The organism is Paenibacillus taichungensis, from assembly GCF_013359905.1.
Lineage (GTDB): Bacteria > Bacillota > Bacilli > Paenibacillales > Paenibacillaceae > Paenibacillus > Paenibacillus taichungensis.
Genome location: NZ_JABMCC010000100.1, coordinates 56,613 through 74,511 on the forward strand (window position 1 = coordinate 56,613; position 17,899 = coordinate 74,511).

Sequence of the window (17,899 nt, forward strand, 5' to 3'; positions counted from 1 at the left end):
TGCATGTGGAACTGGATAGTAGCTATTTTGTCCGATCCCAATACACGCTGGATATTGCTTGGCTGCTTATTGCTCGGCTTTAGTAGTGGAATTATTGGCTCTTTTACATTTTTGCGTCGTCAGAGTCTCATGGGAGATACGCTGGCTCATGCAGCTTTGCCAGGGATTTGTATCGCGTTTATGTTGACTGAAACCAAATCCGTAGGATTATTTCTGTTCGGTGCGCTTGTGGCTGGAATCATTGCGACCTTCGGGATTTCGTGGATTACAAGGTATTCCCGGATCAAGCAGGATGCGGCAATGGGGATTGTGCTAACTGTATTTTTCGGTATTGGCGTAGTGATGCTTACTCGGATTCAGCACGGTGCAAGCGGCAGTCAGAGTGGACTTGATAAATATTTGTTTGGGCAGGCCGCATCCATGGTGATGACGGATGTGTATGTCATGGGCGGTGTCTGTCTTGTATTATTGATCGCTTGTCTGGCATGGTTCAAAGAATTCAAGCTGGTGAGCTTTGACCCGGGATTTGCACGAGGTATGGGACTGCCGGTTGGCATGCTGGAACAACTAATTCTGCTCTTGACCGTTATTGCGGTTGTCGCAGGGATTCAGGCGGTTGGCGTGGTGCTGGTCGCCGCTTTGCTGGTGACCCCTGCAGCAGCAGCTCGCTGCTGGACGGACTCGCTCTCGCTTATGGTACTGTTGGCCGGCGTATTTGGAGCACTGAGCGGTGCGACAGGTACAATCTTCAGCACCCTGGTGCCTAACCTGCCGACAGGGCCAGTAACCGTACTGGCAGCGACAGTACTATTTGCGGGTTCCGCATTGCTTGCTCCACGGCGCGGACTGTTAGCACGGCGTTTACGAAGTATGCAGGCGAAATCTGCTTACTTGAGAGAAGAGCATGCCACGCTACAGACACTCTCTGCACAGCGAGCACAGCAGGAACGGGGTGAGTTGTAATGGCAACGTTTTGGATTATATTGACGGCTATCCTGGTATCCTCCGCCTGTGCCATTCTTGGCTGTTTTCTCATATTAAGGCGGATGGCTCTGGTTGGAGATGCGATCAGTCATGCGGTTCTCCCAGGTATTGCGATTGCTTTCCTGTGGAGCGGTTCACGTGATTCGTTATGGATGCTGCTTGGGGCAACCGTATTTGGATTACTGACAGTGTTCTTTATTCAAAGCTTACAGGCTGGAGGATTATCATCGGATGCTTCTATCGGAATAGTGTTCACGGCACTCTTCGCAGTGGGTGTGATTTTGATCAGTTTGAATGCCGGGCATATTGATCTGGATCTCGATTGTGTCTTGTTCGGTGAGATCGCTTATGTCCAGTGGGATACCTTAACGCTTGGGGGGACGGATGTAGGCCCAAGGGCGGTTTGGATGCTGGGCATCACCTTGCTGGTCATCCTCCTTGTAATCGGCCTGTTCTACAAGCAGTTCAAGTTGTGCGCTTTTGATCCGGCGCTGGCTGCGGCCTGCGGTATTCCGGTGGTGTTGTTCCACTATTTGCTTATGGGGCTCGTTTCCATGACATCTGTGGCTTCATTTGAGAGCGTAGGGTCTATTCTCGTGGTAGGCATGTTGATTGTACCTGCAGCGACGGCTTACTTACTCACGGATCGATTGGGCAAAATGATTCTGTACAGCGTGCTCGTAGGAGCAGCTTCCTCGGTAGGAGGCTACATCATGGCTTACGCGTTGGATGCTTCCATTGCAGGTTGTATGGTGGCCGTAGCAGGAATTCTGTTTGTGCTAGCGCTGCTGCTGTCTCCAAAGCATGGTATTGTCTTTCGGTATGCTCGTCGCAAATTCGCGGCACGTTAATGGATAAAAAAAGTAGCAGCCGCCTGCATCGCAGGCGGTTTTTTCATGGCTACGGGTAATTTTATTACATACCAGACTCTTACATGAATTGGAACAGACCCCTGTTGCCATGTTGTAAAGGTTCACCCGTATCGCGGGTTACTTTGTTGCAGGCCGACAATCTGTGGTAAAATGTCGTTAGCTGTGACGTCCGGAGCATCCGCCTACGCGAATGCCGGGCGATCTTTTTGTGAGAGTATGTTAGATAAGATATAAAGAGCATATAAGTTGAACTGGAGATACATTGGGAAACGGAGAGGACAGAAAAGTCCTGAAGAAGCGATTACTTGGTTTTATAAATTTTGTTTTTCCAAACAGGTATATTGGGTTTTATAAATAACAGGCGTAGTGGAGGGAACGGAATCGATCTGAAGAAGCGAAGCGTTCGCCTTTGTATCCAAATTACAACTATTAGAAAGTTGGTTCAAGAAAATTTGGATACAACAGCGATCGGAAGACGATCCGTCCCCGTAACGTTCACCCTGCAGACCCTTAGGAATACCAATGTTGTAGCTATAAAGGAAATATATAAAATCAAAGATAACAGCGATCGAAAGGTTTTCTGTCCACATAGTGTCTATATGTATATCCATGAGTTCAACTTGGAGAGAGACAACTGAGGAGGAAATACGGCATGAGTGAACTAAAATACAAATTGCTTGCATTGGATATGGATGGAACATTGCTTAACGATAATCATGAGATCACACAGGAAACCGCCAAATGGATTCAGATCGCCATTCGCCGGGGAGTGCATGTGTGCCTTTCGACGGGAAGAGCTGTTTTTCATGCGATGCCTTATGCGGTACAGCTTGGGCTGGAGACCCCGATGGTAACGGTCAATGGCAGTGAAGTCTGGAAAGCTCCGCATGATCTGCATATGCGCCATCTGATGGACCCGGCATTGATCCGCAAAATGCAGGAGATTGGCGAAAAATATAATAGCTGGTACTGGGCATATTCCGTGGAAGAGCTGTTTAACCGGGATCGCTGGACGGACAATATTGAAGGTCTGGAATGGCTGAAATTCGGATTCAATACCGAAGTAGATGAAGTCCGTCACCAGATTATGATGGAGCTGCAACAAATGGGCGGCTTGCAAATGACGAACTCATCACCTGTTAATATTGAGATTAACCCTGGTGGTGTATCCAAAGCGAGCGGCGTAGCTGAAGTCTGCAAGCTTCTGGGTATAGAGATGTCCGAAGTGGTTGCTGTTGGAGACAGCTTGAATGATCTGGCTGTTATTGAAGCCGTGGGTCTTGGTGTTGCCATGGGCAACGCGCAGGAACAAGTGAAGGAAGCGGCTGACCTGATCGTAGCGAGCAACAACGAAGATGGCATAGTCGAAGTCATCCGTGATCATATTTTGAAGGGGGAGTAACCTTTGCTCGCAACCGTTGGCTGGATTTTAATTGTACTGCTGTTTGCGGTGGGGATGGCCGGAACGGTATATCCCATACTGCCTGGTGCTGTAGCGATTTTCTTCGCGTTTCTGGTCTATGGCTGGTTCTTCAGCTTTGTTCCGTTCGGTGTATGGTTCTGGATTTTCCAGATATTGATCGTAGTGGTGCTGTTTGTGGCTGATTATGTCGTCAGTGCCTGGGGTGTGAAGAAATTCGGCGGCTCCAAATTATCGACGACTCTCAGTACGATTGGTGTCATCATTGGCCCATTTGTCATTCCGGCATTCGGACTTGTACTGGGGCCATTTATCGGTGCTTTTATCGGGGAACTGATCGGAGGTTCTTCACCAGCCAAAGCTTCTAAAGTCGGATTTGGCTCCGTGGTGGGGCTGTTTACGAGCACCGTAATGAAAATTATTTTGCAAATCGTCATGATTGTTCTGTTTATTATCTGGGTGGTAAGATTCGCATAGACGTTCGGGAGCGGCTTCATCTGGATGTACGTCGGTGTGGGGGAAAGAAGGGGAATTGGCTTGTCTAAGAAGGAAACATTTATTAGAGGTACGCTCATCTTGGCGGCAGCTGCGCTGATTGCGAGGGTACTCGGATTGGTTCAACGGGTGCCGCTGGAGCATATCCTCGGCGATATCGGTAACGCATCGTTTACCATCTCCAACACGGTATATTTAATGCTGTTAACCGTTGCTACAGCAGGCATACCGAGTACACTTAGCAAAATGGTCTCGGAACGTTATGCACTGGGACGCGCAGGTGAAGCTCAACAAATCTACCGTGCAGCCCTGATCTTTGCGGCTGTAGCCGGGGTAGTGATGTCTGCTTTATTATGGTTCGCAGCACCTTATTATGCGACGTACGTATCCAAAGTGCCGGAATCGGTGAGCGCCATTCGGGCCTTGGCTCCAGCGCTGCTTCTCTTCCCGGCCATCGCAATGATGCGTGGATATTTCCAGGGTCGTGGCAATATGACGGCAGGCGGCATTTCACAGATTGTGGAGCAGTTTGCACGTGTAGGTACAGCGATCATCGTGGCGTTTGTTATGCTGCAATGGAATTATGATGATCAAACCATTGCGGCAGGGGCTTCATTTGGGGGCGTATTCGGAAGTATTGGCGCTTTTGCTGTCATGTTGTACTTCACCTTGAAGCTTCGCAAAAATGACCGTGCGGCTCAATTGAATTACGAACGTGCGGAGCAATTGCCCATGCGGGGTATTTACAGCGATATATTCAAACTTTCGATTCCAATCGTATTATCTTCACTCGCTGTTCCAGCGATTAACTTTATCGATTCATCGTTGGTAGTTCCACTGCTTAGCGGACGAATCGGACTGGAAGAAGCGACAGGAGTTCTTGCCATTCTCGGTGCCAAGGCCCAAAGTATTGCAGGCATTCCTCCGATTTTGGCTATCGCACTGAGTCAATCACTTGTGCCAGTCATTTCGGCAGCTTTTGCACGCAAGGATGAAGTTCATCTGAAAAACCAGGTGACGCTTGCTTTGCGCATTTCGATTCTGACCGGGATGCCAATCGTTATCGCTCTATGCGCGGCAGCGTATTCCGTTAACGGCTTGCTGTTTACCAGCCCAGACGGGACACCAATCATTACATTGCTGACGTTTGGTACTATTTTTCAAATTACAATGATGACCACGAACTCCATTTTGCTTGGGGTGGGTAAACCACGGATTACAATGATCAGTGTAGCTGCGGGTATCGTAGTCAAACTCATAGCGAGTTTAATCCTGGCTCCGATTTTTGGCATTTACGGAATCATTATTGCGACCGCATTGTGTTTCTTGGTTATTACGTACCTCAATCTGCGGGTACTTCGCAAAATTGTTGATTTCTCGATCATGGGTGATCGTTGGAAAGGATTCATCATTACCGTGCTGCTTGCAGCAGGTGTTGGTTTTGCAGCGAACTGGGCTGGGAACTCCATCTTTGATTTATTCCTGCCAGCACGTGTATCATTCCTCGTTACCTGTCTGTTTGTGGGTGCGCTTGTGGTTGTCGTGTATCTGGTACTCATGGTTGTTCTACGTGTACTTCGTAAAGACGAACTGGGCAGTTACCCTCGTATTTTGCAAAAAATACTCCGTCCGCTCATGCGTCTACAACGTGGAGCCGGGCAACGTGGCTAATCGTTTCAACACATAATACACACTTCGTTATATTGTTTGAAATAAGTACAAGCTCTGTCTGCTTTCATAGCGGACAGGGCTTTTTTATTTATACCAATAAAGGTAGTCCATTTTTTTCTACTAGACGAGTCCTCGACAAAGCCTCTGTCCTTAATGCGTCAAGGTTTTTGCATCATGGGCCAATGCAGTTTTCAGCATGCCGTACCGATGTTCATGGCTCATCTCAAACAGCCAGGGGCGGCGCGGGGCAGTGAGATGAACGAGGCAATCTCGATTTTGCAGCCAATCCTGCCTTGTAATCGGTTCATACGGCGTATCACCCCATACAGCCAGCAATTCAGGACTATATAACCTTTGTCCTACTGGTAGCCATTCTTGATCCAGTAGCTCCTGACTATAGAGCTCATTTTCTCCGGCTTCATCTTTATGTGCGGTGAACAGACCAGGCCAGTATTCAGCACGTGAGCCACGGTGGGGAACCGAGCGTGCAAACTCCAATACTTGAGTAAACACTTGTTCCACGCCAAACAGCATCGCATATAAACCTTTGCCAAACATAATCCGCTCATCCAGTTTGCCAAAATGTTCAATAACCCGGCCTGCAAGACCTTTTTCCCGTCCGAGTGGAAATACGATATGATTCAGCCCAGCCAGATTATGCAGATGGAATGCGGGTTTGGACAGCACTTGTTTTTGAAAATAGGGATGCTGCACGACCCGGCTCTCGATATAGTTCTGCTCATTAATAATTAATGCCACACTAAGCAGCGAGCTGCATCGCTCCAGCCAAAATCTTTCCCAAAATGGCGTCATGAACGCCGATACATGAAAATGGGACAACAAATGAAAACAGCTCCGGCCGATCCGGCGGCTATTCATATACAACAGAAGCTGGGGATAAGCATCCTGGAAAATGAGGGCATTGCATCGCTCCAGTAGTCGATACATATGCTCACGATCTGTTTGATTTTGCAGATTGTGCATAAGGTCACTCTGGAGATCGGTCATGTGATATCCGCCGTTGCGGGATACCATATGGGCAAGCAGGGCCCAATGCAGCTCTGGATACTGTTCGTAACATTCCAGGTATGCTGCTGTGCGAGTGATGTTACTCCGGTTGTTTTCTTGCGTTAATGTCTTGATTTCTTCCAGAATGATGCAGTCCTCTTCACAGACCAGTGCACTGAGCGTATTTCGGGCAAAAGCATTCTCGTTTCCAGGCAACAGGCGCTCCACTTCAGCTTGTAAGGTAGCAGCCATGTCAGAGTCCCAAGCCATATCACGCAAGGGATGACGAAGCTGTGCAGAAGCCTGCCAAGCCGCCTGTTTGCCCCTCCACACTTCCCGGGCCGCACCGGGGATGGATCGAACCATCTGTAATATTGACCCATGATGGGCAGACTCGGAGGAATCCGATTTAACGGAAGTCATGACATGACCTCCTTTCCTGATATTCTGATTACGGTTTTAGTTTAAGAAGCTGTTGATGTCAGTATGCGCCGAATATTTGACTTCCACTCCGCAATTTGCTTCACTTAGAGGATAAGACAAGGTATAGAAAGGAAGATGTTGTAATGGAAAAGATTACATCGAAACCGGAATTTGATGTGGCAATCCAATCTCCGCGTTTGACTGTAGCTGTATTTAAGGCAGATTGGTGTGGTGATTGCAAGTACATCGATCCGTTTATGCCTGAAGTTGAAGAGAAGTTTGCTCGTGAACTGAAGTTGGTTGAGGTCGACGTAGATCAGGTGGGTACAGTGAGCGAAGAGCAAAATATTCTCGGCATCCCCAGCTTTGTAGCTTACACAGATGGCCGGGAACTTGTTCGTTATGTGAACAAACTGCGCAAGTCGAGAGAAGAGATTGAGCAATTCCTGCAGCGTGCAGTTGAGGTGTATAACACGATTCATAAATAAAACATGACAGGTTAACCATGTTAAAGGTTATAATTAAAGGAACGCCATTTCTCTTGAAATAGGGAAGTGGCGTTTGTATTTTCCGAGTTTTCGGGAGAAACTAAGGTTGTAATAATGTACATATTTGCCGATGACCTGTGGGTCAACTTCTCGACAGACGTTAACATTTTGTCACAAAGCGCGGCGTCAATGACACATTTATCCGGTATAATGAATTTAGTTGTGAAATAAGTGTCAAAGTAACGAATCAAGCGGAGGATGTAGTTCTTCGCCATCTTAAACCAACAGCGGGTGAGAAAAAAATTGAAGCACATAACCTTGTTTAAATGGTTAACCGTATTAACCTGTCTTGTCATGTTTCTGGCCACATTTGGCGGAGGCGTAGTGACCCGAACGGAATCGGGCCTCGGCTGCGGCGCAGAATGGCCTTTATGTAACGGAAAACTTGTGCCTGCACATACTGTTGCCTCACTAATTGAATTTTCCCATCGCGCAGTCAGCGCACTGGCAGGGCTTTTGTCCATAGCCTCTTTTGTAGCATTTTTGCGGTTTGGCAAATCACGCCGTGATCTGCAATTGTTTTCATTGTTAACGCTGATATTTGTTATTGTCCAGGGAATTATGGGGGCTTTTGCCGTCGTATTCTCCCAATCTTCCGCAGTCATGGCACTGCATTTCGGATTTGCCTTAATTGCTTTTGCCAGCTCCTTGATGATGGCGCTTGGTATTCGGCAGGAAGCTCGCCATGGTGGATTGGAAAGACTGAATCGATATCCGCGAGTTAGCAAAGGCTTCCGAAATCTGGTGTGGTTTTCCACGATCTATACGTACCTCGTGGTATATACTGGAGCATTTGTGAGCCATACGGATTCTGCTGGAGGATGTTCAGGCTTTCCGCTCTGTAACGGGCAGATTATTCCTGAGCTCTCGGGAGGCGTAGCTGTTGCTTTTGCTCACCGGGTGGCGGCTGTTTCATTAGTAATCGTCATTGCAATTCTTGGTCATTTTGCGTATCGCAAACATCCGGATAACACGGAATTAAGAGCGTTAGGAGTCATTTCTGTTGTACTGGTTTTGTTGCAAGTGGTGATTGGTTTTGGTTTGATGCTCACGATGAACCGTCCGGAAGTGTATATGTTCGTAGCGCTGGCGCATATGCTTGATATTGCCATTTTATTCGGTGTATTAACGTATATGAGTTTCCTGGTGTACAAGTTGCATCGGCCCGTTAACCGTTTCTAATATATCCGAATTATTGTAGTTCAGGGGATGAATCCAGTGAAGTTCACCATCCGATGATGTACATCATTGGACAGGTGAACTTTGTTTGATGTCAGGCGTGTCAGGGCACCCTATTGTAAGCAGCGGTCATACGTTTACTCTGATTCCGATTTTGTTTAATATGATGAATTATTATTAATTTGATGATCTGCAGAGTGGAAAGAGGAGGCTATATATGCTGCGAACGTTGCTGGGTGAAAAGCCGCGTAAGAACGAAGGCATACTAAAGGACGCGATGGAAGCGATGGCGGATACACTTGAGCTATTTCAGCGACAGATGCATGTGGACCATGATCCTACCCATGATTTTCGTAAACTGTATATATGGACCCAGGGACTGATCTCTTCGCTGGATGAATTGGAACAAAGCTGTTTTGCAGCTTCCCATTTCCGTCAGAAAGTCAAAGCGGGCTCTACGGATGATATGACATTATTAGAAAAAGCGGAGTATGCCCGTTACGTCTATTTTTATAAGGATGGCTTCATCCGATGTTTTGCCATTTTGGATAAATTAGGTACAGTGTTGAATGAAATATTTGAGCTGAATACAACCAATGTTAAAACTCATTATTCATATTTCACCGTATTAAGACAGTTCGGATATGATAAGCTGCATTATGTTCTTGCCAAAGAACTAATTCGGATCAAGGACTCTTACCGTGAGCCAATGAGCAAATTGCGCAGACGACGAAACATGGAGATTCATTACATGAACTCCGAAATGCAGGATGATCTGTGGCAGTTGCACCAGACTTTGCAAGGGAAAGTGAAGCTGGAGGATCTGGATCAACATGTCGTGGAACTCCGGCAGGGTGTGGATATGGTATGTGAGACGTTAAAAGCAGCGTATGGCTACATCAATGAGAAATGGCATAAGCAGGTATTGCATCAACCGAAGAACTGATTGGATAGTAATATTTGCCTTTGACAAATCGGAATACTTGGATTATACTGAGTTCCTGATCGACAGTTAGATGGAATTAACATTTATGACATTAACATTATAACTACTACTGAACTTATAAATTAAATATTTCTTATCGAGAGCGGCGGAGGGACAGGCCCGATGAAGCCCGGCAACCGATTTATAACTGCATGACAGCTGTGTCATACTTTATAGATGTTAGGTGCTAATTCCTACAAAATGGTGCAAGGCACGATTTTGGCAGATGAGAAGGTATAATCTTTCACGTGAAGAGCCCTTTTTGTTTCTGCAAAAGGGGCTCTTTTTTTGTACGATGAAGGGGAGTTTTCCTTTCATTCGGGTAAAGATACATGTAGGCAGTGGGAAGGAGCAGTAATTTTGATTGAATTAAAAGGTTTAACCAAGACGTACGGTAAAGGTTCAAAAAGTACGACGGCCTTATCCGATCTAAATTTGAATATCCGCAAGGGTGAAATATTCGGAGTTATCGGACATTCCGGTGCAGGCAAGAGTACATTGATCCGTTGTATCAATTTGCTCGAACGCCCCACGGCAGGCGAGGTTTGGGTTGATGGAATCAACCTAACCAATCTCAATAAGTCCGATCTACAACAACAACGGCGTAAGATCGGCATGATTTTCCAACACTTTAATCTGTTATCCTCAGCTACGGTATATGATAATGTGGCTTTTCCTTTGAAGCTCGTTAATACGCCCAAGGCTGCAATTGATCGGAAAGTGAAGGAAATGCTTGCATTGGTTGGACTGGAGGACCACAGCAATAAATATCCGGCCCAGCTGTCAGGCGGACAGAAGCAAAGGGTAGGTATAGCAAGAGCACTCGCGAGTGATCCGAACGTTCTGCTGTGTGATGAGGCCACATCGGCACTTGATCCCCAGACAACCGATTCGATTCTGAAGTTATTGCTGGATATCAATGAAAAGTATAACCTGACGATTGTTCTAATTACCCATGAGATGCACGTGATCCAGAATATCTGTGATCAGGTGGCGGTTATCCATCAGGGAGGCATCGTGGAGCAAGGCCCAGTGACGGAAGTGTTCCTCAAGCCGCAGCATGCCATTACGCGTGACTTTATGATGCGGGACCATGAGGTTGGAATTGCATTAGAAGAGACTGCTCTGGCGAGTGCAGATGTCTCATTACAGACGAACGGAGCTTCTAAGCTTGTGAAAATATCCTTCCTGGGCAATAAAACCTATGAGGCGATTTTGTCCAGAACGGTTCGTAAAACAGGAGTGGATTTCGCCATTTTGCAAGGCACCATTTCAACGATCAAACAAGTTCCCTATGGACAGCTGACCGTTCGGTTTGAGGGGCAGTTAGATGAGATTAATCTCACCATTAAAGAGTTAGTGGATCAGGGACTTGATGTGGAGGTGCTTCGTTAAATGGATTTTTCGACGGTACGTTGGGAAGAAATCGGTAAGGCTTCAATTGAAACGCTGCAAATCCTGGGAGCATCGGGCCTATTCACGATCATCATTGGTTTGCCGTTAGGCGTATTGCTGTTTATGACGGCAAGGTCGACTTCAATTCAGTCTCAAGTGGTGTACACGATACTATCGTTTATTGTAAACATTCTGCGATCAGTGCCATTTATCATTCTGATTGTTGCACTCATTCCGTTTACCCGTTCACTGGTTGGCACAGCTACAGGGGTGCTGGGTGTTATACCTCCGCTCGTCATTGCCGCAGCTCCATACTTTGCCCGGTTGGTGGAAACTACACTGCGTGAAGTGGATCGTGGCGTCATTGAAGCGGCACAGGCGATGGGAGCTTCAACCGGACAGATTGTAAGGCGTGTGCTTCTGCCAGAGGCATTGCCGGGTCTGCTAGCCGGGATCACCATTACAATCGTTACCCTTGTTTCCTACACGGCGATGGCGGGAATGGTTGGTGGTGGAGGTCTGGGAACATTGGCAATCAACTACGGATACTTCCGTTATCAGAATGAAATTATGATTATATCCGTAGTATTTATGATCATTCTGGTGCAAGTGCTTCAGATGGCGGGCGATCGTTTGGTTAAATGGTTCACCAGGAAATAACACATATATAGCATTTGCCTGATTCGGTATCGATTTGGGGCAAAATGCAAAAAAAATTTATTGGAGAAGGGGTTTTACACATGAAAAAATGGTCTTTTGCTCTACTTAGCATTATGCTGATTGCGGTTCTAGCGGCTTGCGGAAACAACAAGGATTCCGACAGCGGCGCTGACAATGCTGGAGGCGCACCGCGCACCGTAGAATTGAAAGTGGGAGCATCACCTACACCGCATGCGGAAATTTTGGAAAGCATCAAGCCTGAACTCGAAGCTGAAGGCATTCGCTTGCAAATCGTGACTTTCAATGATTATGTTCAACCTAACCAACAGCTTGAAGATAAACAACTGGATGCGAACTTTTTCCAACACCAGCCTTACCTGGATACAGAGAACAAAGAACGTGGTTTCCACCTCGTTGCTGTAACACCTGTTCATGTTGAGCCATTTGCTGGCTATTCCAAAAAAATCAAATCATTGGATGAGTTGAAAGACGGCGCAAAAGTAGCCATTCCTAATGACCCATCCAACGGTGGTCGTGGACTGTTGTTGCTTGCAAAAGAAGGACTTATCACGCTAAAAGACAACACAAATATCACTTCTACGATTCAAGATATTACAGCCAATCCGAAAAACCTGAATATCATCGAGCTTGATGCAGCCATGATGCCTCGTCAACTGGATGAAGCAGATCTGGTATTCATTAACGCCAACTACGCGCTGGAAGCCAATCTGAACCCAGAGAAGGATGCGCTGCTGATCGAGGACCTGCAAGGTAACCCATATGCAAACATCCTCGTATCCCGTGAAGATAACAAAGATGCAGATGCCATCCAAAAACTGGCTGCAGCTCTGCATTCCGAAGAGGTTAAAAAATTCATCAAAGATCGTTATCAAGGTGCTGTAGAACCTGCGTTTTAAGCTGAACGCTTAAGCTGAAAATAAGTTGTACTCGGAGCCACTTCTTACGGCGTTACTAAAGAAAGCCCTGCATCCTCTTTATAGAGAATGCAGGGCTTTGTTTTGTACATCATGTTATAGAACGTTTTGATGTAAGGGCACTTCGATGTAGTACTTATTATTATAAGTACATTAATTATAAGCTTAACGCTTATTCGGATCAGTATCCGAATGTCCATTTGTCTGTTGGCTATCAGAGCCTGCGGACTCCTGTCCAGCAGCATGCTGTTGGTAAGCTTCCTCTACAGGAGACAGCGAATTCTGATCTCCTGGTTCAGCATCCTTTTTGCGTCCAGTCAGCTTGCGACGAATCCATCCGAAAGCACCAACAATGGCGGCTACGATGACAAACCACCCTTTTTTGAGCAAAAGCAATAATCCGACTTTCTTAGCTACAGCTACACCAGCACCACCGAGAATCAGACTGGTCAGGCCGAGTTCTGATTTTTTGTCAACGGATGCATCAAACTCTTCATAGGTGTTTCCTTTGATCACGTTGAGCTGGTTAAGCACGGAGTTTTCAAACTGTTTGCGGTTTTCTTCAAAATTGGCACTATCCGTAACGAGGATAACACCGATGTATCCTTCACGGGTGAGTACATTCACATTGTAATTGACGAGTTTTTCCCGTTCTGCATCCTCAAGACCAAGAGAATAGATCAATTGATGTTTGCTGCTGTCATAGGCGGGCTCAATTTCCCATCCGGTGATAAACAGCTGATTTTCCGGTGTCGTTTTCTCATTTTGTTCTTCTGTACCTCTTTTGTAGCTATCGAGCAGTTCATCGGCGTCCAGATCGTCTTTTTCACTGTCATCGACATGACCGGTATCGTTATATTCAAAGATAACATACCAGTTGGAGTTTTCGCCGGCGCCATAGATACTTCCGATTTCCGTTCCATTGGGGAAGGATTCCGTGTCTTCAAGGAACCTTTGGGTGTTAGCTGCATCGAGATAGGAGAGATTTTCAGCTACGTTTAATGTTGCTTTGTTATCAAGTACTACGTTTGAAGGCCCGTCAATCCATTGATAATCTTCGGTGGAGCTATTGCTTTCACTTTCTGCAGATGCTGTGGTCGAGAATGGAGCTTGAAATGAGGCGATAAGCAAAATTGCAAGTAGAGAGGCTAACCATCTTTTCATTTACGCTGTATTCCTTTCGAAGTTGTCATGCAATGTTGTCATTTACATGAACATATGTATTGTGTCGTTATATTCATAAGAAAATAAGGACTTATCGACAGTACCATAGGTACTCAAACCCGACAAGGGGAATATGGATATAAAGGGTTATTTTTCCTCCAAAAGACCTAATTCATTTTATTTCAGTGGTTTGAAAGCTAAGTATTTAGTCCTTATTTTACACTTTCTTGCAAATGGTACAGATTGGTGGGAAACGCGAGTTGTGGGGGGATGATAAATCTTTTATACTGGATGAGTGACTGCTCTTTGAAGAGGGGGATGAACGTGAAGGGAAAGATTGCCCTCATAACGGGAAGTGCCAAAGGTCTTGGTAAAATGACGGCCCTCAGTCTGGCGGATCAGGGTTGTCATATTGCTCTGAATTACGTACATAGCCGTACGGAAGCTGAGGCATTACAGGCTCAGATTATCGCCAAAGGAGTGCGGTGTATTGCCATTCAGGCCGATATTTCCAAGACAGAAGAGATCACCATGCTCGTTGCACAGGTTGAAGAGAAACTGGGCAGCATTGATATTCTTGTGAACAACGCAGGCCCTTTTGTCCGTGAACGACGACTGTTTGCCGAGTATTCCGAAGATGAGGTTCAGATGCTTGTGCAAGGAAACCTGCTTGGACCGATGCTGCTGGATCAGCGTGTATTGCCGGAGATGCGGCGCAAGCAGTGGGGACGAATTATACATTTTGGCTTCAGTCATGCGGGAGAAGCGAGGTCATGGCCTCATCGGGCGGTATATGCTGCTGCGAAGGTAGGTCTGGTTTCATTTACAAAGACACTTGCTGTGGAGGAAGCTCCCTACGGCATTACGGTTAATATGGTCTGTCCAGGTGATATTCGCGGTGCCAACAAAGAGAAAACGATTGATGAGATGGCAGGTATAACCGACGAGGAAACGCCGAGAGGACGTCCTGGGAGCGGTGAAGATATTGCGCGGGTGATCACTTATCTGTGTCTGGATCATTCCGATTTTATAACAGGTAACATTATGGATGTATCTGGAGGACTTGACCCGATTCGTCCTAACATACAGCGTGAGGATGCATAGCACAAAAAAAGAGCCCTCCGCTTCATGCGAAGCGAAAGGCTCTTGAGGTTTATTTCGTGAAGGATTGATTAGAATACTTGTACGACTTCTTCGACACCCTCAACTTCTTCGAGAAGGGCGCGTTCAATCCCGGCTTTTAAGGTAATGGTGGAGCTTGGGCAGCTGCCGCAGGCACCGACCAGTTTCAGCTTAATAATGCCGTCCTCCACGTCGACCAGTTCCACGTCACCGCCATCGCGTTGCAGGAACGGACGAAGTTTGTCAAGCACTTCAGATACCTCATCATACATGGTGCTTTGTGCGTTTTCGCTCATTTTTTTCAACTCCTTTCCTCACTATAGTATATTACAATTGGCCACAAATTAAAATGGTCAAACAAAGCAGGTGAACCTACATGAGACCGATTATTGAATTTTGTGCCAATAATATGCATTTTGGCACAGATGAAGTCATGGATCAACTGGAAGAAAATCCAGACTATGATGTGATAGAATACGGCTGCCTCAGCAATTGCGGCCAATGTTACATGACTCCATTTGCACTAGTGAATGGTGAGTTAGTTATCACCGACAAAGTGGAGGATTTATATAACGCCATCTTGGCCAAAATTGCCGAAGCCGATGCCTGGGATGAGTTGGATCTCGATTAACCGAGATGACGCTTGGACATCCAGAGCACACCGCTTTTTAGAATACGTGGAACACGTCCCATCATGGACGTTTTGCCCATCAGCCCAAATCCAGCCTTCTTGCCGAGTGCACCGAGTGTGCCACGAAGCTTGAGTGGCTGCGGATTGGGCTTTTCGCCTTTCCAGAGGGCATGCTGAATATGGGCGATTTGTTCACCCTGTACTTCGGCAGCCTGACCGCTTGGTGCATAAGGCACGCTGGCGCAGTCACCTACTACATAGACATCGGTATATTCCGGAATTTGATAATATTCGTTCAGTACAACACGACCTTGTGGATCCTTGGTCACATCGAGATCCTGTACGACTTTTACGGGCTGAATGCCGGCTGTCCAGACTACCGCATCCGTTAAAATTTCTTCATCCCGGTTGAAAATGGCATTTGGTTCAAGTCGGGAAATAGCAATATGTCCGCGTGTCTCGACCTGATGTTCACCAAACCATTCATGAACATAAGCGGACAAGCGCTGGGGAAAAGCGGATAATACTCGTTCACCACGGTCCAGAATACTGATGTTCAGGTCCGGTCTGCTCTCACGAAGCTCGGCAGCCATCTCGACGCCGCTCAATCCACCGCCGACGATATGCACATTACCATAAGCTTTAACTTCGTTAAGACGAAGGTAGGTTTCCCGTGTTTTGCTGAAGCTTTGAATTGTACAGCTATATTCCTCGGCTCCCGGCGTATTGTGGAATCGGTCTGTACATCCAAGTCCAATTACGAGCTTGTCATACTCCAACGGGTCCTGGCCTTCAAATTCAATCTGACGCTGTTCCAAGTCAATCGAAGTTACTTCTCCGTAACGATAAGTGACTTTGTCGCTGACTGGGAATTGGATACGCAGGTCATAATCGGATACGGTCCCTGCTGCGAGTGCGTAATATTCAGTTTTCAATCCTTGGAAGGGACTGCGGTCCACCAACACGATTTGTGTATCTGACGGGATCTTGCCTTCCAGAAGTTCCTTGATAATCGTGAGGCCACCGTAGCCGCCTCCGAGAATGACGAAATTTTTCATGACTCGGCTTCCTTTCTGCATCAGTCCCGTGTGAACGGGGCTGTAACCTGTGGAGCAGCTATGCAATAACATAGCTGCTCCTGTTTTTTAATCTGGATTTGAAATAATTGAAAATAGGCATTTAAAATTACAGATATGCTTCAGCAATCTGCACCACTCCATGCCAAACGCTCCCGGGTAGAATGAAAGTCGCTTATGGGAATGATGCTCATGCTAACATGTTATTCGTACACTTGAATTTCATTGTAGAACGTATCACGTTCAACCGGAATGCGTCCAGCACCCTTAATTAACCATATAAGCTCTTTACGTGTGAGACCTTCAGGTGTTAGTGCACCTGCAGCATGACTAATCCGTTCGCGAACGATCGTGCCGTGTGCATCCGAAGCACCGAATCCCAGAGCGACTTGAGTCAGCTGTGGACCGATGTTAATAAAGTAGGCTTTGATATGATCAATGTTATCCAGCATCAGACGGCTAATCGCAATCGTTTTGAGATCCTCGTATGCAGAGTTACGACGCATGATGCTGGCGTTTTTGCTTTTCGGCTGCATGGAAAGCGGGATAAAGACCATGAATCCGTTGGTTTCATCTTGCAATTCACGAATCTGTACCATATGGTTCACACGATCTTCATAGGATTCAATGGATCCATAAAGCATCGTGGTATGGGTACGCATGCCCAGATTATGAGCAGTACGGTGCACTTCCAGATAACGGTCAACGTTCGCTTTGTTTACGCGCATTTTTTTGCGGTATTCATCGGACAGGATCTCAGCGCCGCCACCAGTCAGTGATTTCAGACCTGCTTTTTGCAGTTCTTGTAGTACTTCCTTGATGCTCAGTCCGCTGATGCGAGTGAAGAAATCAATCTCGGCAGCCGTGTAGGCTTTCAGCGTAACGTCCGGATATTTCTCGTTTAAAGCACGCAAGGAATCGACATAATATTGAAAAGGAACATGGTTGTTATGTCCGCCTACAATATGGAACTCGCGTACACCTGGGTGAATATGCTGTTCTACGTAATCAATCATTTCCTGACCGGACAATGTGTAAGAGCCATCTTCGCCCTGATCTTTACGGAAGTTACAGAAGGCACAGTGGGCTTCGCATACGTTGGTAAAATAAAGGCTCATGTTTTCAATAAAATAAACTTTCTTGCCATTCTTACGCAAGTTGGCCTCATTGGCCAGTTGGCCCAAAGTCAGCAGATCATCCGATTCATACAGATAAACGCCGTCTTCTACGGTCAGCCTTACGCCGTTCTGCACTTTCTCAACGATCTCAGCCATTCTTTTGTCTGTGAACGGTGTTACCAATGTAGACATTTTGTATCCTCCTATTCTTAA

The 17,899-nt window shown here is 46.5% G+C and carries 18 protein-coding genes and 1 riboswitch; of the genes, 13 read left to right on the top strand and 5 right to left on the bottom strand.

Annotated features, from left to right (window positions below; genetic code table 11):
* Nucleotides 1-3: 3 nt before the first annotated feature.
* From HP548_RS05425 to HP548_RS05445, 5 genes are all read left to right on the top strand, one after another.
* Nucleotides 4-963, top strand: coding sequence for a metal ABC transporter permease (locus tag HP548_RS05425; RefSeq protein WP_063566128.1), 960 nt, complete (start codon nucleotides 4-6; stop codon nucleotides 961-963).
* Nucleotides 963-1,835, top strand: coding sequence for a metal ABC transporter permease (locus HP548_RS05430; RefSeq protein WP_063566127.1), 873 nt, complete (start codon nucleotides 963-965; stop codon nucleotides 1,833-1,835). Before HP548_RS05425 ends, HP548_RS05430 begins: the two co-directional genes overlap by 1 nt.
* Nucleotides 1,836-2,508: 673 nt before the next feature.
* A complete protein-coding gene (locus tag HP548_RS05435) occupies nucleotides 2,509-3,258 on the top strand; it encodes a Cof-type HAD-IIB family hydrolase (RefSeq protein WP_076290920.1) in 750 nt (249 codons plus the stop codon).
* A gap of 54 nt (nucleotides 3,259-3,312) precedes the next feature.
* On the top strand, nucleotides 3,313-3,753 hold the full coding sequence (locus HP548_RS05440) for a DUF456 domain-containing protein (RefSeq protein ID WP_175381202.1): 441 nt from the start codon (nucleotides 3,313-3,315) through the stop codon (nucleotides 3,751-3,753).
* Nucleotides 3,754-3,813: 60 nt separating this feature from the next.
* Nucleotides 3,814-5,442, top strand: a complete 1,629-nt coding sequence (locus HP548_RS05445) for a putative polysaccharide biosynthesis protein (protein ID WP_099858137.1) — start codon at nucleotides 3,814-3,816, stop codon at nucleotides 5,440-5,442.
* A gap of 150 nt (nucleotides 5,443-5,592) precedes the next feature.
* Here the strand turns inward: HP548_RS05445 and HP548_RS05450 are convergent, their stop codons facing one another.
* Nucleotides 5,593-6,873: a DUF2515 family protein gene (locus HP548_RS05450; RefSeq protein ID WP_099858027.1), complete on the bottom strand. Its 1,281-nt coding sequence runs from the start codon at nucleotides 6,871-6,873 to the stop codon at nucleotides 5,593-5,595.
* A 143-nt stretch (nucleotides 6,874-7,016) separates the two neighbouring features.
* Between HP548_RS05450 and HP548_RS05455 the strand changes: the two genes are divergently transcribed.
* The 6 genes from HP548_RS05455 (at nucleotide 7,017) to HP548_RS05480 (ending at nucleotide 12,557) form a co-directional block, all read left to right on the top strand.
* Nucleotides 7,017-7,361, top strand: a complete 345-nt coding sequence (locus HP548_RS05455) for a thioredoxin family protein (protein ID WP_063566123.1) — start codon at nucleotides 7,017-7,019, stop codon at nucleotides 7,359-7,361.
* Nucleotides 7,362-7,652: 291 nt separating this feature from the next.
* Entirely contained in the window at nucleotides 7,653-8,603 is a 951-nt protein-coding gene (locus tag HP548_RS05460) for a COX15/CtaA family protein (RefSeq protein WP_310854580.1), read from the top strand.
* 214 nt (nucleotides 8,604-8,817) lie between these two features.
* The gene (locus HP548_RS05465; RefSeq protein WP_175381120.1) at nucleotides 8,818-9,546 is read left to right on the top strand and encodes a Cthe_2314 family HEPN domain-containing protein; all 729 of its coding nucleotides are present in this window, start codon (nucleotides 8,818-8,820) and stop codon (nucleotides 9,544-9,546) included.
* A gap of 130 nt (nucleotides 9,547-9,676) precedes the next feature.
* Nucleotides 9,677-9,818: riboswitch (SAM riboswitch) on the top strand.
* Nucleotides 9,819-9,945: 127 nt separating this feature from the next.
* Nucleotides 9,946-10,980 (top strand): methionine ABC transporter ATP-binding protein, encoded by a 1,035-nt coding sequence (locus HP548_RS05470; RefSeq protein WP_076290914.1) that lies wholly within the window; start codon nucleotides 9,946-9,948, stop codon nucleotides 10,978-10,980.
* Nucleotides 10,981-11,640 (top strand): methionine ABC transporter permease, encoded by a 660-nt coding sequence (locus HP548_RS05475; RefSeq protein ID WP_076290913.1) that lies wholly within the window; start codon nucleotides 10,981-10,983, stop codon nucleotides 11,638-11,640. It abuts the gene before it with no gap.
* A gap of 80 nt (nucleotides 11,641-11,720) precedes the next feature.
* Complete coding sequence (locus tag HP548_RS05480; protein WP_076290912.1) at nucleotides 11,721-12,557, top strand: MetQ/NlpA family ABC transporter substrate-binding protein; 837 nt, start codon at nucleotides 11,721-11,723, stop codon at nucleotides 12,555-12,557.
* 183 nt (nucleotides 12,558-12,740) lie between these two features.
* On the opposite strand, the gene HP548_RS05485 is transcribed toward HP548_RS05480, so the two are convergent.
* Nucleotides 12,741-13,739, bottom strand: a complete 999-nt coding sequence (locus HP548_RS05485; protein WP_083679042.1) for a DUF2167 domain-containing protein — start codon at nucleotides 13,737-13,739, stop codon at nucleotides 12,741-12,743.
* A 324-nt stretch (nucleotides 13,740-14,063) separates the two neighbouring features.
* Between HP548_RS05485 and HP548_RS05490 the strand changes: the two genes are divergently transcribed.
* Entirely contained in the window at nucleotides 14,064-14,843 is a 780-nt protein-coding gene (locus HP548_RS05490) for an SDR family oxidoreductase (protein ID WP_099858029.1), read from the top strand.
* 68 nt (nucleotides 14,844-14,911) lie between these two features.
* Here HP548_RS05490 and HP548_RS05495 read toward each other — a convergent pair whose 3' ends face one another.
* Entirely contained in the window at nucleotides 14,912-15,157 is a 246-nt protein-coding gene (locus HP548_RS05495; protein WP_024632664.1) for a NifU family protein, read from the bottom strand.
* Nucleotides 15,158-15,237: 80 nt separating this feature from the next.
* Here HP548_RS05495 and HP548_RS05500 point away from each other — a divergent pair, with 80 nt between their 5' ends.
* A complete protein-coding gene (locus HP548_RS05500; RefSeq protein ID WP_063566116.1) occupies nucleotides 15,238-15,492 on the top strand; it encodes a YuzB family protein in 255 nt (84 codons plus the stop codon).
* Here HP548_RS05500 and HP548_RS05505 read toward each other — a convergent pair.
* Complete coding sequence (locus HP548_RS05505; protein WP_076290910.1) at nucleotides 15,489-16,550, bottom strand: NAD(P)/FAD-dependent oxidoreductase; 1,062 nt, start codon at nucleotides 16,548-16,550, stop codon at nucleotides 15,489-15,491. The two genes, HP548_RS05500 and HP548_RS05505, sit on opposite strands and share 4 nt — an antisense overlap.
* Before the next feature lie 221 nt (nucleotides 16,551-16,771).
* Complete coding sequence (mqnE, locus tag HP548_RS05510; RefSeq protein ID WP_053783250.1) at nucleotides 16,772-17,878, bottom strand: aminofutalosine synthase MqnE; 1,107 nt, start codon at nucleotides 17,876-17,878, stop codon at nucleotides 16,772-16,774.
* Nucleotides 17,879-17,899: the final 21 nt, after the last annotated feature.

Bases quoted from the DNA above. Each gene is read 5' to 3' on its own strand.
- HP548_RS05480 (WP_076290912.1), top strand. From the start codon at position 11,721: ATGAAAAAATGGTCTTTTGCTCTACTTAGCATTATGCTGATTGCGGTT.
- HP548_RS05450 (WP_099858027.1), bottom strand. From the start codon at position 6,873: ATGACTTCCGTTAAATCGGATTCCTCCGAGTCTGCCCATCATGGGTCA.
- HP548_RS05485 (WP_083679042.1), bottom strand. From the start codon at position 13,739: ATGAAAAGATGGTTAGCCTCTCTACTTGCAATTTTGCTTATCGCCTCA.
- HP548_RS05465 (WP_175381120.1), top strand. From the start codon at position 8,818: ATGCTGCGAACGTTGCTGGGTGAAAAGCCGCGTAAGAACGAAGGCATA.
- HP548_RS05435 (WP_076290920.1), top strand. From the start codon at position 2,509: ATGAGTGAACTAAAATACAAATTGCTTGCATTGGATATGGATGGAACA.
- HP548_RS05500 (WP_063566116.1), top strand. From the start codon at position 15,238: ATGAGACCGATTATTGAATTTTGTGCCAATAATATGCATTTTGGCACA.
- HP548_RS05475 (WP_076290913.1), top strand. From the start codon at position 10,981: ATGGATTTTTCGACGGTACGTTGGGAAGAAATCGGTAAGGCTTCAATT.
- HP548_RS05505 (WP_076290910.1), bottom strand. From the start codon at position 16,550: ATGAAAAATTTCGTCATTCTCGGAGGCGGCTACGGTGGCCTCACGATT.
- HP548_RS05495 (WP_024632664.1), bottom strand. From the start codon at position 15,157: ATGAGCGAAAACGCACAAAGCACCATGTATGATGAGGTATCTGAAGTG.
- HP548_RS05425 (WP_063566128.1), top strand. From the start codon at position 4: ATGTGGAACTGGATAGTAGCTATTTTGTCCGATCCCAATACACGCTGG.
- HP548_RS05440 (WP_175381202.1), top strand. From the start codon at position 3,313: ATGGCCGGAACGGTATATCCCATACTGCCTGGTGCTGTAGCGATTTTC.
- mqnE (WP_053783250.1), bottom strand. From the start codon at position 17,878: ATGTCTACATTGGTAACACCGTTCACAGACAAAAGAATGGCTGAGATC.
- HP548_RS05455 (WP_063566123.1), top strand. From the start codon at position 7,017: ATGGAAAAGATTACATCGAAACCGGAATTTGATGTGGCAATCCAATCT.
- HP548_RS05430 (WP_063566127.1), top strand. From the start codon at position 963: ATGGCAACGTTTTGGATTATATTGACGGCTATCCTGGTATCCTCCGCC.